The sequence below is a fragment of the Candidatus Cardinium hertigii genome, from assembly GCF_050864915.1.
GTDB classification, from domain to species: domain Bacteria; phylum Bacteroidota; class Bacteroidia; order Cytophagales; family Amoebophilaceae; genus Cardinium; species Cardinium hertigii_D.
This window is the reverse complement of record NZ_JBOZWY010000002.1, coordinates 84,580-101,024: the sequence shown is the minus strand read 5'-3', so window position 1 is coordinate 101,024 and position 16,445 is coordinate 84,580. Positions and strand designations below refer to the sequence as shown.

Here is a 16,445-nt window from a genome sequence, read left to right as displayed (position 1 = left end):
TTTAATTTCTATTTTGTTTGTATTAGACGATAGAATTTATATTGTTTACCTATTTAACTTTCATTTAAGTAGGTATATTACAAACTCCATGCCAAATGCATTAGCTTGCATCAGATTGTGTCAAAATGACATAATCTGATGCAGGATGCTACTGTAAGAATGATCGGATACTATTTTGTAAAGCTTTTTCGGTACTGTTCTGGATGGTTGATAATATCCCTGGCTTGTTCCAACATTTCCGTTGCATACCCTTCCGCTGCTAGTATATCGATCGCAATGGTTTGGTTCGAGGCACCAGGGATTACCTTATAGGTATATTGGATCTTGCCATCTTTGCCTATGGGTTTGATAAACACTTTATAGTTCTTAAACCCTTTTTGGGGTTCACGTTGTTCTAAAAGCATTACCACTGGATAGTGAGTGGCTACTATATTAAAGGCATTGCTATATTGGGCAATATAATTTAATACGGAATATTCTGCTGCTGCACCCTCTACCGGATTGGTGCCACTAAAAGGTTCATCAAAAATAGTAAAACTAAATTCCTCTTTTTTTAACTGTTTTAATAATTTTAAATGGGACTGAAAACGATCCACTTCTGCCATAAAGAGTGATTTACCGGCAGCAATGTCATCGGCAATGTCTATATAGGTATTGATTTTGCTAAATGGGGTCAGTTCACAGGATTTAGCCGGCGCAATACCAAAGGTTTGGCTTAATACAACCGCTGTAGCCACAGCGGTTAAAAAGGTAGATTTGCCACCTGCATTGGGACCGGTTACAATAACATTTCGTGTATTATTTGCCTCATCCATGGTTAGATCATTCCCAACGGCTGTAGTAGGGATAAGCATTGGGTTCCACATTTCAACAAGCGCCAATCGAGGTTTCGTGTAAGCTTTAGGGGATAACAATTTCGCAAAGGTATAGCCATTTGACCCCTTTAGCGCAGCTGTTTCCTCCATAAGGGTTGCGATAGAGAGGAAAGCATCTAATTCCCCTAAGGCATACATGGCATCATGGAAAACAGCCTTATGGGCTAGAAAAAGTTTGTAACTGGCCAATAGCTTTCCAGCATTATCCCATAAGTAGGACCAAGAACGAAGGGGAAACTGCTCTAAATAACGCAATAAATTCCCTACTTCAGAGGATTCGTTCAGACGGGCCAATAGTCTGTTGATGGGTTCAAGTTGTAGGCCGTAGTGTGCTGCGAAATCAGCATTTTTCGATACCAATGCATTAATATTTTTAGCCGTCATCAAAAAGTTTTGCACATCTGCCATACGCAAAGCAAGGTGTTGCAACACGCCTGCATATTCTTTGTAGTTGCGGTATCCTTTATAATATTGGCAAAAAGAATGTAGGGTATATAATATAGTCGGGACATAAAGTATAGCACCAACACCATGAGTACTACCACCTGCTTGTTTAAGTTCTTGAATTCCTGTGTGGGTATGGTATATATTATATACAGGTAGCCAGTTTAGGTACAGCTTTGAGAATAAGTTCCTACTGGTATGAGGAGGTATAAATTGATAGCATATTCCTGCAATAGGAAGCCCTATCAGCGGATACCAAATATAATTGCTATAAATATTCCAAATATCTCGGAGCCAAATCTTTCTGGTTTGCAATGCAGAAGCAGATCTATTTGAAGCAGCAGAACCGGTATAAAAAAGCTTTGTCAAATATTTGTCATATTCTTTGGCGTACAGCGGATCTGTTTCAGTCCAAAAAGAAAGCATCGCTTTTTCAGATGGCTGGTAATCTTGCAAGGCACTTTTTAAGCTATTGTAGAGTGGTCTATCTTGGCACAACAAAGCTACAAACTGTTGCCGTTTTGTAAGCGGTTCCAGCTCCGAAATGGGTGCGCCTATTAGTGAAGCAAGCGCCCCCTCCCCTAAAACCGTAAGGGTTCTATTGATGCGGGATAAAAAATGGTAGCCCGGTGCAGTAGTGGTCCCATAAAAAAGATGTAAATCATGCCAACCATATGGGTTGAATAGGCTTTGTTGGTAGCGGGTTTGATAGTAACTACTTTTGGCAAAAATTTTATTGAATACTACATCCCGCTCTGCCCTTGGTGAAAGATCTATCTCGGTAATAGCTGTATCCAATGCTTTTGTTTTTTTGGATGGATCCATTTTGGGCAAAGGCTTTACGGATTCAGCAAATGATTTTAAATAGTGATCCGCCAATTGGGTAGCCATGGAGGAAGACGGTTCAACAGCTATAGCAAAAGTTGGTAAGCAAAATAAAAAGAATAAATATGAAATAATACGCATAAAAATTAAGAAAATAGCGTGCATGTATTCACTTTAATCAGTTGGTATAAAGCGAAGACAACTGCAATTTTATGTAAAAAACGCATATAGATACTAAATCTAGTTTAAGAATATAAGAAATATACATAAATTTTTACTAAATTAGGGGCAGGAACAAAATTTTTGATACAAGAAACCACTATGATACAGCCCATTTCTTTACTGTGGTTAAAAAAATGGTTACAAGTTATTTTCCCTATTCGAAAGGGGGAAAAGCAAAAAATTTTTCTCCTTCTTTTTTTAAAATTTCTTATTTCTTTTGTCTACTGCATTTTAGCTGCACTTAAAGATACCGTTTTGGTGACTGCTGACGCTTCCGCTGCTGAGGTTATTCCGATTATAAAAGGATCTATTATTTTTCCTATTTCTATAGGGGTCGTTCTATTGTACACAAAATTAAACAATTGTTTAAAGCAGTCTACCCTTTTTTATAGTACCATTCTTTTTTTCTTAAGCCTGATTCTTTTGTACGGTTTTGTCTTATATCCGCATGCCAATAAAGTAAGTCCGTATGCTATGGCAGATTGGTTCAGTAGCTATACAGGTGGTAAATATTTGCATTGGATTACGGCATTCCGCCATTGGATCCACGTATTATTTTTTGTAGTTGCTGAGCTTTGGGGACAAGTGGCACTTATGTTGCTTTATTGGAGCTTTGTAAATCATGTTTGTAACATACAAGATGCGAAACGCTTCTATGCTATTTTAATTGCTGCAGGAGATGTTGCACTGATTATTACCGGGCCACTCGTCTTAGCCTATACTAAAAAATACAGCCATAGTGACTTTGTATACACGGTACAAGCCTTAATAAAGTATGTAGCTTATGGTTGCGTAGCCATTTTATTGACCTACTGGTTTACCCATCGTATGGTAAAACCAAATCTTATAAATGTAAACCGTAATGCTCCTTCTCAAAAATTAGATTTATCGCTCTGGAAGAGTCTAAAACATGTGGCTGTTTCGCCATATTTAGGCAATGTAGCCATTATAGTGGTTGCCTGTGGACTATCCATCAATATGGTAGAAGGGACCTGGAAATCGTATCTGAAAGAAGCCTTTCCAAGAGCCGTGGATTATCAAACTTTTATATCAAAACTAAATTTTTGGACCGGAATCATTGCGTTGCTGCTCTCTCTTTTTTTTAGTGGGGGTATTTTAAGAAGATTTGGGTGGAAAAGAACGGCACAGATTGCACCTGTAATGATTGGAATGATGGGCACGCTCTTTTTTTTAATGAGTTATGGTAAAAACCATGCCCCCTATTTGACCAATTGGATGGGTCCTAAGTTGGTTCTATACATCGTGATCTTTGGTGGCGTTCATAATATAGTGGCAAAATCTATCAAGTATGCGTTTTTTGACAAAACGACCCAAATGACTTATATTCCACTTGATCCAGAGGCAAAAATTAAAGGGAAAGCAGCTGTAGATCTATTGGGGTCTCGCTTAGGAAAAGCAGGTTCTTCTTGGATTCAAATTGGATTACTCGAACTACTACATACTAGTAGTATGCAACCTCTTTCAGCTATATTATTGGTTTTTTTGCTGATAACCACTATTATGTGGTACCGCGCAACCACTAATATTGATCAACAACTACATAAATTAGAAGCAGCTAAAAATAGTTAGTTATCGGCCTGCTACATGGCTTATGACTAAAGAAATGACCATTTAGGAAAATTTTGCATGGATTACACCCTTTCAATTGATGCGCCTAAGCCATTGAGGCGTTGGTCAATGCATTCATATCCTCGATCAATTTGGCCAATATTTTCAATTGTACTTGTGCCTTCTGCAGCTAGTGCCGCAATTAATAAAGCAATGCCAGCTCTAATATCACTTGAACTCATATGGGTACCCTGCAGCCTATGGTCACGACCTAAGCCTACTATATGGACCCTATGTGGATCGCATAAGACTAGCCGTGCACCCATTTCAATCAAGTGATCTACAAAAAACAGCCTGCTTTCAAACATTTTCTGGTGGATTAAGATATGACCTTGTGCGTGTACTGCAGCTACAACCGCAATACTGATTAAATCAGCAGGTATACCTGGCCAAATGGCATCATAAAGCGTTATTAGATTCCCATCCATTTCTGTTTTAATAGCATGGCAAGGCTGCACCGGGATATGCAATCTATTGTCTTGTTTTTCTATTACAATGCCTAATTGTTTAAAACAATACCAAACTGGTGCAAAAAGCTTAATGGGCACATCTGTAATGGTTAGTGCCGATTGGGTAACTGCAGCCAATCCAATAAAGCTCCCAATTTCCAATAGATCTGGTAAAATCGTATGGGTAGTCCCTTTGAGTGCTGGGACCCCCTCTATCGTTAATAAATTAGAGCCAATACCTGTAATGCGCCCACCCATGGCTACCAGCATATGGCAAAGTTGCTGTATATGCGGCTCACAAGCCGCAGGGTAAATAATGGTTTTTCCTTTGGCCATGCTGGCAGCCATGATCAAATTCGCGGTGCCTGTTACTGATGTTTCTGGCATCAGTACATCAGCACCCTTCAACGCATCGCATTTGGCTTTCCAAGCTGCTTTAGCAGCATCGTAGTAAAAAGCAACACCCAATGGTGCAAGTCCTTTAAAATGCGCATGTAGCCCTCTGCGTCCAATCCGGTCTCCTCCAGGTTTTGTTATAGCTACTTCTTTAAAGCGGATTAAGAGTGGCGCCAATAACATAATAGAGCCCCTTACTTTAGTGTACGTTTGCTGGAATACTGTTGTATAGATAACCTCTTTATCCAGATCCATCGCACAAAATTGATGCCCTCCATCCTCTAATCGCGTAATTTTAACCCCCAGTAGGTCCAGTAACTTCATTACATGTTGTACATCTGTAATGTTGGGAATATTGTATAAGGTTATCACTTGGTCAGTCAATAGGGTGGCACATATCACCTGTAGTGCTTCATTTTTTGACCCTTGTGGCTTGATCTTGCCAGACAACTGCCGTCCTCCATGGATAATAAACTTTCCCATTGCTTTAATTTTATACCAGTCTATAAATATGGGCTCCAGCTACTTTTTAGCCGTACTAGCTTTTACCTGATATTTGTTTTTAAACTTTTGACCGTTTGCACCTTCGTCTGGTAGCGTGCGTAGTATTTCTACATCAAGTATTGTACCATCTGGAACCATCCGCTTGATATCCTCCATCATTCTTTCATTACTAATGTAATCATTGTTCCATGTGCTACTAAAACGACGCATAAGTTTTCCAACTGCTATAAGCATTTGCTGTTGTTCTTTAAGTGTGGGCAAGGTGGTGACTTTTTTCAAGAGTGATTCCATATGTCGCCCATAATATTTGTACCTGATTCGTTTAACAAAGGGCATATGGGAATAATGGGGCTGACTACTTTCTCGTTTAATAGCTTTGGGATTGGGGGCATCGATATCTAACTTATAATCTAATAAAATAAAAAGATCACCCCAACGTTTTTCGAGAGATCCTGCCTTGAGATTGACCACCTCCATCAGCTTTACAATACTATGGGCCTTTTGCGTGCGAACCGTTTTATCCTTAATCGCTGCAATCTGCTCCATAAGCTTTTGTATGTTTCTACCATACTCTTTAAGGATTAAAGGCGATCGAGTTGTATTATAGTCGTACATTATGCGTTATTGGGTTATAATAAATAGTATTCAATAGGTCTTTTACGTGGAAGGCAGTATCTCTAGTTTTGCATAGTTTAACAATAAAGTCTTTTCCCCGAATTTATGAAAAAGAATAACAGCTTTACGCATGGCTGAAGATTCCACCAACTGCAAGACTTTTCCTACACCAAAATGAAGATGTTGGACCGTATGACCAACCTGTATAGCAGTAGCATCAGTACTAGACGGAATGCCTAGTGTAGCAGGTGCCACCATGGGGCCAATAGTTCGGATCGGTTTGTTTAACTGTTTTTGGGCAGCCATAGCCTTACCAGTACGGAAAGGGTCAGTCGCTATGCTTTTAGCCATAGCTTTGGTTGCCGTATCGTCCCAACTTATCTCCTTTAAAAAACGACTTGGCTGAACATTTGTTAATTTACCAAATCGGTATCTGCTTAATGCATAAGACAAGGTTAATTTTAGCTGGGCACGGGTAACAGCTACGTAAAAAAGACGTCTTTCTTCCTCTAAGTCTGCTTTGCTGCCCAACATCATAGAAGAAGGAAAGAGCTCTTCTTCCATGCCTACCAGATATACGCACTTGAACTCTAGCCCTTTAGCAGCATGAATGGTCATTAGTGTAATCGAATCCTCTTTTGTAGTTTCTTTATCTTCACTGGTAATCACTGCTACTTCTTGTAAAAAACTACCTAGGCTTGCATCATGGTGGTCAGAGTGGTCTACAAACTGTTTGATGCTATTTAACAGTTCTTGGATGTGTTCATAGCGGGTTAATCCCTCTACTGTTTTATCTTCATGCAGTTCCTTGAGTAACCCAGATGCTTTGGCCATATAGTCTGCTATAGCATATGCATTTTCTTTTTCTAGCTTTGAGGTAGCAGTATGAATCAATGTTACAAAACGGGTTACAGCCGCTGCAGTCGTACCACTTAAAAAATTATTTACATTACCCAGTACGGTCCAGAGGGGAAGCATTTTTTCGGCTGAAATAGAAAAAATTTTATTAATGGTAGTGGGGCCTATTCCCCTTCTAGGGAAGTTAATAATCCTTCTAAAAGCTTCCGTATCATTATGGTTTACTACCAAGCGCAAATAGGCTAAAAGATCCTTTATTTCTTTGCGTTGGTAAAAAGAAAGCCCCCCTATGATGCGGTAAGGAATATTCTTTTTACGCAATGCTTCCTCAAAATTCCGGGATTGATTATTGGTACGATATAATATAGCAAAATCGCGATAAAGCAGTTGGTGGTTCAATTTTTCCGCTAAAATAGTATCTGCGATCAACCGACTTTCTTCCATATCTGACAGAGTCCTTAGCACCTGAATGGGGGCACCCATCGCGTTGGCTGTCCAAACCTTTTTCTTTAATTGTTTTTCGTTGTAGCTAATGATACGGTTGGCTGCATCCACAATATGTTGGGTAGAGCGGTAATTTTGTTCCAGCTTGATCATTTGGTGATGAGGATAGTCATGGGTAAAATGCAAGATATTTTGAATATCGGCACCTCTGAATGCATAAATACTTTGTGCATCATCTCCCACTACGCAAATATTCTGGTGGTAGGCAGCTAGTTTTTTAGCAATACGGTATTGAACCAAGTTGGTATCTTGAAACTCATCAATAAATATATAGCGAAATTGTTGTTGGTATTTTTTACTTAATGCAGGATAATCATATAGCAACTTATGTGTCTGTACCAATAGATCATCAAAGTCCATTGCACCCGCTTGCAAGCAGTAATGGGTATATTTCATAAAAATTTCACTGAATCTAGGCATACGCATGTAGGCATCCTCTTTTTGATAGGTTGGGTCTGCAGCGTAGTCCTTTGGGGCAATCAATCTATTTTTGGCATGGGAAATACGCCCTAGTATAAGACTTGGTTTGTACACCTTCTCATCAAGCGCTATTCCCTTAATAATTTGTTTGATAAGTGATTTACTGTCGTCTGTATCATAAATACTAAAATTGGAAGGATATCCCAAACTATTGGCTTCATATCGCAATAGTTTCATAAATACACTATGAAAGGTTCCTAGCCATATCGCTTTAGTTACATTGCCCACTACCTGGGTGATGCGGTGACGCATTTCAGCAGCCGCTTTGTTGGTAAAGGTTAAAGCAAGAATTTCATCAGCTGCTGCTTTGTTTTCCTTAAGGAGATGGGCTATTCTGGCGGTTAATACTTTGGTTTTACCGGAGCCAGCACCTGCTACCACAATGGAGGGACCTTCGGTATGGGTAACTGCTCTTTTTTGCATCTGATTAAGTCCAGAAAGATAGGATGCTTCTGTAGCTGGTTGCATTGTGATGACCATTTTACTTTTATATTAGCTAGAATCTAAGCAGGTGTACTTTCTATATTAGCTAGAATCTAAGCAGGTGTACTTTCATGGTTTAAACCTTTCATAGGGATTACGTTTGTGAGTTGATAAATGGGCAAAGCAATTTAATAAATAGTTAGATAAAGGCCAAACAAGGGGTTGCGCATACCATCCTAATTGGGCTCATCTTTTTAAAATAGATCAAAAGTGCTATATTGAACTTATTCGTTAAATGTTAAAACATTTACCTTTAATACTATTTTTATATATTTTTTACTATTAGGAGTCTACCAGTATGCGCTACATCATAGGACTTTCTAAATCCCTTATTTCGGTTGGTCGATCTAGTTTGATGGTTTTTTTGACCCTAGTCATTAGTTGTAGCAGTAAAAATTGTATGCGCAAGCATGACAAAGGTAAAGTACCACTTCCATTAAATACCCAAACACTATTGACTTCAAAAGCTTCATTAGGTAAAAGTGGTCCCATTCCAGCAGCCTATAAATTAAAAAAGAGGGATAGAGAAGCGTTTTATTTGTCAGATAATCCTAATCCGTATCCAAACAAAATAAAAAAATTGAAAGGAATCGCTAAAGTAGAAGAGACCAAGCAAGCTATTGTATTGTTGCATGGGTTGCATAGGCTCTCTTATGATTTTGCTACTATGGAGGCTTCTTTAAAACAAGCATTTCCACATGCTACGATACTAGCCTCAACAAGTTTGAATAAAGATTCTAATAAAAAAGGGGTACTAAATTCTTTTGATTCGCCTACTACCTCACGTTGTATAACAGACCAAGCTAAATCAGTATATGAAGAAATAAAAGCAAAGCTTCCCGGTAAGCATATCGTAATTGTAGGCCATAGTCAAGGGGGATTACGCGGTTTTGCTCTGGTTAAAGAATATGCGTATGATTTGAAAAAAGAAGGTATCCATATTAATCATTTAATCACTATAGGTACACCATGGAAAGGGGCACCCGTAATGGACCATATGAAAGATATCAACCAGTTTCAAAAAGAATTTAAAAAAATAGAACCTACTTTAGATAGAGTAGAAAAAAATTATGGCAAAGCTGTAATCAAATATTTTTTTAAATTTATGCCTAAACTCGCTGAGAAATGGCCTACTTTGTACAGCGTAGCAGTCACATATTTTATCGATAAAATATGCCCCGGCGCTGCCGCATTAGATCCAGAGAGTGATTTTATAGGTTGTTATGTGCCTTCAGGGCTCAAAGAAATTGGCTTGCCTATTACCGCTATCGCAGGTGTTTTAACCAGTTTTTCCGATCTTTTTGATTCGTTTCCCTCTATTGACGCCAAGGAATTGCATAAACTTAATGCTACATATGCACGTTTGATTAGTGGCAATGAAAGATGTGAACATGATATGTTGCTTCCTGTTGATACACAACATGCAGAAGGATGGACTACTAAGCCAAACTTTAAACGTATAAAAGTATACGGTGCCTGTCATGGCAATAAAGTAGGTGTTACAGTAAAAAAAGGCATTTCCGAGCTCAATAATAGGAACGTTATACAAAAGGTCGTGGAGTCTATAGAAGGAACTTTTTACGAAAGCAAAGAGGAACTATTTATCGAAAAAGAAGAGGCATCTTCTCCTTAGCTACGTATAGAACAAAAGACATCATTTAAAAAATAAAATATTGGACAGTGTAAAAATTAAAAAGTGTATCGTTCCCTTGGATGGGATCATGGATCACCCCATCTTGCGTCAAATCGGGGAGATTGCTGATGCGCTTTCATTAGAAAGCTATGTAGTGGGAGGATTTGTACGCGATTTGTTTTTAGGCCGCATGGCCAAAGATATTGATATTGTCTGCGTAGGAGATAGTATGGTACTCGCAAAGGCTGTAGCACAATACAAAGCTGTTCCAGTTACGCTTTTTAAGCGTTTTGGTACCGCTATGTTGCAATGGGATGAGTGGGCATTAGAGTTTATAAGCGCTAGAAAAGAATCGTATGCATTGAATTCTCGTCATCCAAGTGTATCAACAGGAACACTCGCTGATGATCAAATGCGTCGAGATTTTACCATTAATGCAATGGCAGTCTCTTTAAATAAAGGAGATTATGGACGATTCATAGATCCATTCAACGGCCAGAGCGATTTGATCCATGCTTTGATTAGAACCCCTTGTAATCCCTATCAAACCTTTTCAGATGACCCATTGCGTATCATGCGTGCCATACGCTTGTCGACACAGCTCAATTTTACCATAGTACCAGAAACATGGGTCGCCATAAAAGCGGTTCGGGATCGACTGGCTATTGTGGCCCAGGAGCGTATCTCAGAAGAGCTCCATAAAATCATTATGACCGATCGCCCTTCTTATGGCTTTAAACTTTTATTTGATGCAAATCTATTATCTGTTGTACTACCAGAATTACAGCACCTTGTAGGGAAAGAACAAATTGGATGCCATTCTCATAAAGATAATTTTTTCCATACCCTTGAAGTTTTGGACAATCTAGCGCATCATTCTAGTAAATTATGGCTGCGTTGGGCAGCTGTTTTGCATGATATTGCCAAACCATTGACTAAAAGATTTGATCCCATACATGGTTTTTCTTTTCATGGGCACGAAGAGCAGGGCGCCAAAATGTTGCCTAAGCTTTTTAAAAGAATGCGCTTCCCTATCACTAAAGAAGTATTGGGCTATGTACAAAAATTGGTTAGATTGCACTTACGTCCTATAGCTTTGGCCAACGAGGTCACAGATGCAGCGATACGGCGTCTTTTGTATGAAGCTGGGAATGATTTAGAGGATTTATTTTTGTTGTGTAGAGCTGATATAACCTCTAAAAACGAGGCAAAAGTGCAACAATATTTGGCCAACTTTGATAAGGTACAGCACCGGGTCTGGGAAGTGGAAGCGCGTGATAAAATTAGAAATTTTCAACCTGTTATTACGGGTAAAATTATTATCCAAACATTTGGATTAAAACCATCCCCCCAGGTAGGCCTTATTAAGAAGGCAGTTAAGGAGGCTATATTAGAAGGTATAATTAAAAACAGCTACCAAGAAGCATTTGATTATATGTTAATGCTTGGTAAACGGCATGGGCTATGCTAACTGGTTCGATTTTATCGCATCTATATAAAAAAATAATAACCGCCTAGCCATCATACTTGTTTTTTATTTGAACGTATGTGGCTGTAAGGCTTTTTTAATAAGCGCTTCGAGCGTAAGTGGGGTAACTGTCTCTGCCCGCACGGTTGCAATGGCTTTTTCTGCAACTTTTGGGGTAAGACCCAATTTAGTTAAAGCCATTATGGCATCTTGATCTATCTTGCTTTCGGTCGGTTGTAGTACCAAGGTATCTTGCATATCATGCAACTTTTGCGCTTTATCCGAGAGTTCTAGTATCAATCGTTGCGCAGCTTTTGCGCCAACCCCTTTAATCGAGGTAAGCAAACGTTCATCCTTACGTAGAATAGCTTTATGTAAAACAGCTGGATTGAGAGAAGATAAGATGGTCAGGGCAATCCTAGGACCAATGCTACCAACAGAGATAAGCTGCAACCACCATGATTTTTCTTCTAGTGTATAAAAACCATATAAAGTAGCAGCTTCGTTTTTTACTTGCATAACCGTCAACAAGGTACAGCTATCTAAGCTTTTTATTTGATCAAAAGTATATAAAGAAATATGCAAGCCATAGCCTACTCCCCCTACGTTTAAAATGACATAAGTGGGTTCCTTATATAATAATTGTCCTATAAGTTGTGCAATCATAGATGTAATACTAGAAGATTACTTCGACCTAGTACTTAATTACGCCTTATATAGTACAAAAAAATCATAGATCGATGCAATACCATTACGATCTATTTTTTTTTCTTATTGTTGGCTTCAATAGCCGAAGCAACCCTAGACTGAAAAGAAAGCTTCGCACCACCTTGTTTTGCGTTTTGTTGTCTAGCCATCAATTTTTCCTTTATACCATCTGTATCCACCCAGTAATTTATAAATTTTTGTTGTAAGAAGGTCATCACATTAGAGATGCAATAGTAAAAGCTTAATCCAGCAGGAAATGTATTCAGGACAAGCATAAAAACAAAAGGCATTGTATAAGATAGTACTTTCATAGGTCCCTCTTTTGGGCCACTTTGGTTACTAAAAATGCTTGATAACGCCATTAGTAATGTAAACAAACTTACATGATTGCCATAGAATGGTATGGTAAAAGGAAGCGTCATAATGCTATCATAAGTTGATAAATCATTTGCCCACCAAAAAGAAGCTTGCCGCAGTGCAATGGCATGAGGGAAAAAATTAAACATAGCCAACAGAATAGGCATTTGAAGTAGAGCAGGGATACAACCACTTAATGGATTAATACCTAATTCCCTACAAAAAGCAGCTTGCTGAATTCGTTCTTGTTGTAGATCATATTTATATTTCTCTTTTATCTTATCCAATTCCGGCTTTAGAACTTTCATTTTAGCCATAGAGATAAAAGAACTATAAGCAAGCGGTGCCAATAATAACTTAATGATAAAAACCAATAAGAAAATGATTAATCCATAATTAGAAAAATATTTTTCCAGAAAATAAAAAAGGGGAATAATCAGCCCTTTATTGACCCATCTGACAATAGCCCATCCCAAAGGTATGTTTTGCTCAAATCCTTTTGTAATCTTTTTCAGAATTTTATAATCATTGGGTCCAAAGAACAAGACGAATTGGCCATGACCTGCCGCTTTATCTTTGTCAGACAAGGTAAGGGATAAAGCAACAGACTTCGTAATATTTGGCGATACCGATGGTTCCATACGAAGGTCGCCTAGTTTAAAAGAATCAGCAGCAACAATGGCAGATGAGAAAAAACGTTGCTTAAGACTCACCCATTTGATGGGTACTGTTATATGCTTTTTTTCAACTTCTGTTGAGGATTCTTTTAACTTATCAAAAGTCTCATCCAGTAAATAATACTGAACCGTACTTCTAGAAGTATCTGCTTTTGCATCCGTTTCTAAACTTTTCATAGCTATATTCCAATGGAAATTAGCCTGAGTAGTTGAATTAAGATAGCGTTCCATGCCAACAGCATGCCAATCATAGTTGATTTGATAGCTGGTTCCAGAAAAGGTAAATGATTGCTCCAAGTATTGAGCGCCATTTAATTCGAGCCGGAAAACTATTTTAGCTTGTTCAGCTTCTTTCAGCTTATAAACAGGACTGGCTTGGGTTTGAAAGTATAAGTCTTTGGTATCTACAGGTAAATTTTCATAGGGAAAAGAAATGCCCATATGACTGCTTTGCTCATCCAATAAGACCAATGCTTCCCCATTTTTATCCTTATACTGCTTTAGTACAACCCTTTTTATAGTACCACCTTTTGTACTCAGCACTACTTTAAGAAACTCATTTTCAACTGTGATATCTTTTTCTTCCCCCTGAAGTGCCACCCTAAAAGGAGTAAAAACCAGCGGATTGGCTGCATTTGTTTTACTTAATGGAACCATTGTCCGATCTGTAGTAGCAGCAGGAGATACAACGCGGTGCATTTCCGATTTAGGGTTAAAGAAATAAAAATAAATAAGTAAACCTGTTGATATAAAGAACAATCGAACAATTTTATTTTTATCTAGAACCATATACAACAAATAAAAATTTTAGATGCATTATCATGTAAGTCATAAAGGCAGAGCTGACCTCATTATAGTTTTTAAAGATACAGAAAACAAATATAGTTATTCTTAACGAATTATGTTAAAAAACAACTTTTTTTTGATAAATTTTTTCATTACTTCTGTTCCTAATTTGATTTTATTGAGGCAAACGTGTAGTTGTGTTTTACTCAAATCTAATTCTAATCGTAACTATTTTAGATACATGGAAGAAAATCCAGAATACTTTTAATACCAAACTTTAGAATAAAAACAATTGAAAAAAATAATCATATCTTGTACCTTAAGGATAAAACTGACACACTAGACTGAAACGACAGAGGGCCCCTTGCTCTATAGTACCTGTAAGATAAAATGTTGATTTTTATAAGACAAAAGCAGTGCAAAATTATACTACGATTATTTGTAAGACCTTACAACAAGATCTACATCACCCATATAGCATACAACAACTCTGTACAACATTACAGATCAATTCAAAATCAGATAAAACTAAAGTAAAAAAAGCGTTATTAAATCTTGTGCAACAGGGTAAAATTAAAAAGCTAAAGGGAGGACGTTATGCATATGCCAGTGCACCTACTTATGTAACAGGTCGAGTAGATTATGTCTGTAGGGAATATGCTTATATTATCGCACCTGATCAACCTATAGATATATTAGTGCATCAAAAAAATTTACTATGTGCACTAGATAAAGACTTAGTTAAAGTTTGCTTGTTTTCAGGGAAACGGCGTAAACGACCAGAGGGTATGGTAGTAGAAATTATTGAACGCAATACTGCAGCCATCATTGGACGCATCATCCTTTCTGGAAAGCAACCGCAAGCCATTTTTGAACAAAAACGCACTACCTATACTGTTCTATTAGAGGGAAAACATAACGCCATCCTACAAGAAAATGACAAGGTGGTTATTGCATTAACTTCTTTCCCTAATACGCATAAGCAATTAACAGGTACCGTGGTGCAACATCTTGGCCAAGCTGGCCTACATGAAGTAGAGATGCATGCGATTATGGCTGAGTTTGGTTTAAACGAAACTTTTCCTGACCATGTAGTTGAAAGCATCAAAAATATACCTACGGTTATTACGGAAAAAGAAATAACCAAAAGAAGAGACCTGAGGCATATACCTACTTTTACCATAGATCCAGTAGATGCCAAAGATTTTGATGATGCCCTCTCTTATCAGCCTTTAGCCAATGGCCACCATCAAGTAGGTATTCATATTGCAGATGTAAGTTATTACGTTGTACCAGATAGCCTACTAGATAGAGAAGCATATGCACGCAATACTTCTGTATATTTGGTAGATCGTTGTATTCCCATGTTACCGGAACTACTTTCTAATGGACTATGCTCCTTGCGTCCAAACGAAACTAAATTAACCTTTTCAGCTATTTTTGAATTGGATGCACAAGGAAAAGTTTATGACAAATGGTTGGGAGAAACCATCATTTATTCCGATAAAAGATTTTCTTATGAAGAAGCCCAAATGAGCATAGATCGTCAAAGAGGTGATTTTTACCAAGCGCTTACCATATTGAATCACTTAGCCAAACAGCTTCATGCAAAGCGTTCGCAAAAAGGAGCGATTAATTTTGAAACCCGATCGTTAGTATTTGATCTGGATACCAATGGTAAGCCACTTAAAGTCACGTCAAAGTGCCGTACAGATGCCCACAAACTTATTGAGGAGTTTATGCTACTAGCCAATCAGGAAGTAGCTACCTATGCAGCAAATCTAAAATCAAAACAGGAAAAATTAGGGCCTACTTTTATATATAGAACGCATGGCCATCCAGATCCCGATAAATTAAATGAATTTTTTCTATTTGTGAACCAACTAGGATATAAAATAAATGGATCCAAAACATCTATATATAAAGCTATGCATGATCTAGAAAAGGCTATTCAGGGCAGAAAAGAAGCAACCATTATCCAATCGATGGCCATCCGATCTATGGCCAAAGCGCTTTACACTACAAAACCTGATCCACATTTTGCATTGGCCTTTGCACATTATACCCATTTTACTTCTCCGATCAGAAGGTACCCAGATGTATTGGTACACCGTCTTTTGAAGCAATATTTAAAAGGTGCACACATCTATGATGTAGCATCCTATGAAAAAAAATGCCAATATGCTGTAGAAAAAGAATACCTCGCTGCAAATGCAGAAAGGGCCTCTATCAAATACAAACAAGTAGAATTTATACAAAATCTAAAGGAACAAATATTTGAGGGAATCATCAGTGGCATAACCGAATGGAATATGTATATAGAAATCTTATCAAATGGTTGTGAAGGGATGGTTCGTCTATCAGACCTTACCGATGATCTCTATGCTTTTGAGGAGAAGCATTTTCAAGTAGTTGGAAAATGGTCTAAAAAATGTTACCGATTAGGCGATATCGTAAAGGTAAAAGTCAAAAATTGCGATTTAGATAAACGACATATTAATTTTTGGTTATGCTAATCTGGGTATATGATAA

10 protein-coding genes are annotated in these 16,445 nt (G+C 37.9%); 4 read left to right on the top strand and 6 right to left on the bottom strand.

Translation table 11 applies throughout. The annotated features are described in order from the left end of the window. Positions 1–170: 170 nt before the first annotated feature. Positions 171–2,285: a MutS-related protein gene (locus tag ACRRVD_RS01630; protein WP_432461428.1), complete on the bottom strand. Its 2,115-nt coding sequence runs from the start codon at positions 2,283–2,285 to the stop codon at positions 171–173. A gap of 180 nt (positions 2,286–2,465) precedes the next feature. On the opposite strand from ACRRVD_RS01630, the gene ACRRVD_RS01625 reads away from it, so the two are divergent. Continuing rightward, positions 2,466–3,956 (top strand): Npt1/Npt2 family nucleotide transporter, encoded by a 1,491-nt coding sequence (locus tag ACRRVD_RS01625; protein WP_432461427.1) that lies wholly within the window; start codon positions 2,466–2,468, stop codon positions 3,954–3,956. A gap of 62 nt (positions 3,957–4,018) precedes the next feature. Here ACRRVD_RS01625 and murA read toward each other — a convergent pair whose 3' ends face one another. Genes murA through ACRRVD_RS01610 form a run of 3 tightly spaced genes read right to left on the bottom strand, consistent with a single transcriptional unit; the run spans position 4,019 to position 8,281 of the window. After that, a complete protein-coding gene (gene murA, locus ACRRVD_RS01620) occupies positions 4,019–5,323 on the bottom strand; it encodes a UDP-N-acetylglucosamine 1-carboxyvinyltransferase (RefSeq protein WP_432461426.1) in 1,305 nt (434 codons plus the stop codon). 39 nt (positions 5,324–5,362) lie between these two features. Beyond that, positions 5,363–5,959: a DUF4290 domain-containing protein gene (locus ACRRVD_RS01615; RefSeq protein ID WP_432461425.1), complete on the bottom strand. Its 597-nt coding sequence runs from the start codon at positions 5,957–5,959 to the stop codon at positions 5,363–5,365. Positions 5,960–6,001: 42 nt separating this feature from the next. Further along, a complete protein-coding gene (locus ACRRVD_RS01610) occupies positions 6,002–8,281 on the bottom strand; it encodes an ATP-dependent helicase (protein ID WP_432461424.1) in 2,280 nt (759 codons plus the stop codon). A gap of 301 nt (positions 8,282–8,582) precedes the next feature. Between ACRRVD_RS01610 and ACRRVD_RS01605 the strand changes: the two genes are divergently transcribed. Further along, complete coding sequence (locus ACRRVD_RS01605) at positions 8,583–9,917, top strand: esterase/lipase family protein (protein ID WP_432461423.1); 1,335 nt, start codon at positions 8,583–8,585, stop codon at positions 9,915–9,917. An 88-nt stretch (positions 9,918–10,005) separates the two neighbouring features. Further along, positions 10,006–11,388 carry a CCA tRNA nucleotidyltransferase gene (locus tag ACRRVD_RS01600; RefSeq protein ID WP_432461553.1) on the top strand — a complete coding sequence of 461 codons (1,383 nt, stop codon included), beginning with the start codon at positions 10,006–10,008 and terminating at the stop codon, positions 11,386–11,388. Between the two features lie 63 nt (positions 11,389–11,451). Here ACRRVD_RS01600 and ruvA read toward each other — a convergent pair whose 3' ends face one another. Next, entirely contained in the window at positions 11,452–12,051 is a 600-nt protein-coding gene (gene ruvA / locus ACRRVD_RS01595; RefSeq protein ID WP_432461422.1) for a Holliday junction branch migration protein RuvA, read from the bottom strand. Between the two features lie 92 nt (positions 12,052–12,143). Next, entirely contained in the window at positions 12,144–13,916 is a 1,773-nt protein-coding gene (gene yidC / locus ACRRVD_RS01590; RefSeq protein WP_432461421.1) for a membrane protein insertase YidC, read from the bottom strand. Between the two features lie 413 nt (positions 13,917–14,329). On the opposite strand from yidC, the gene rnr reads away from it, so the two are divergent. Beyond that, complete coding sequence (gene rnr, locus ACRRVD_RS01585) at positions 14,330–16,429, top strand: ribonuclease R (RefSeq protein WP_432461420.1); 2,100 nt, start codon at positions 14,330–14,332, stop codon at positions 16,427–16,429. The last annotated feature ends 16 nt before the right edge of the window (positions 16,430–16,445 follow it).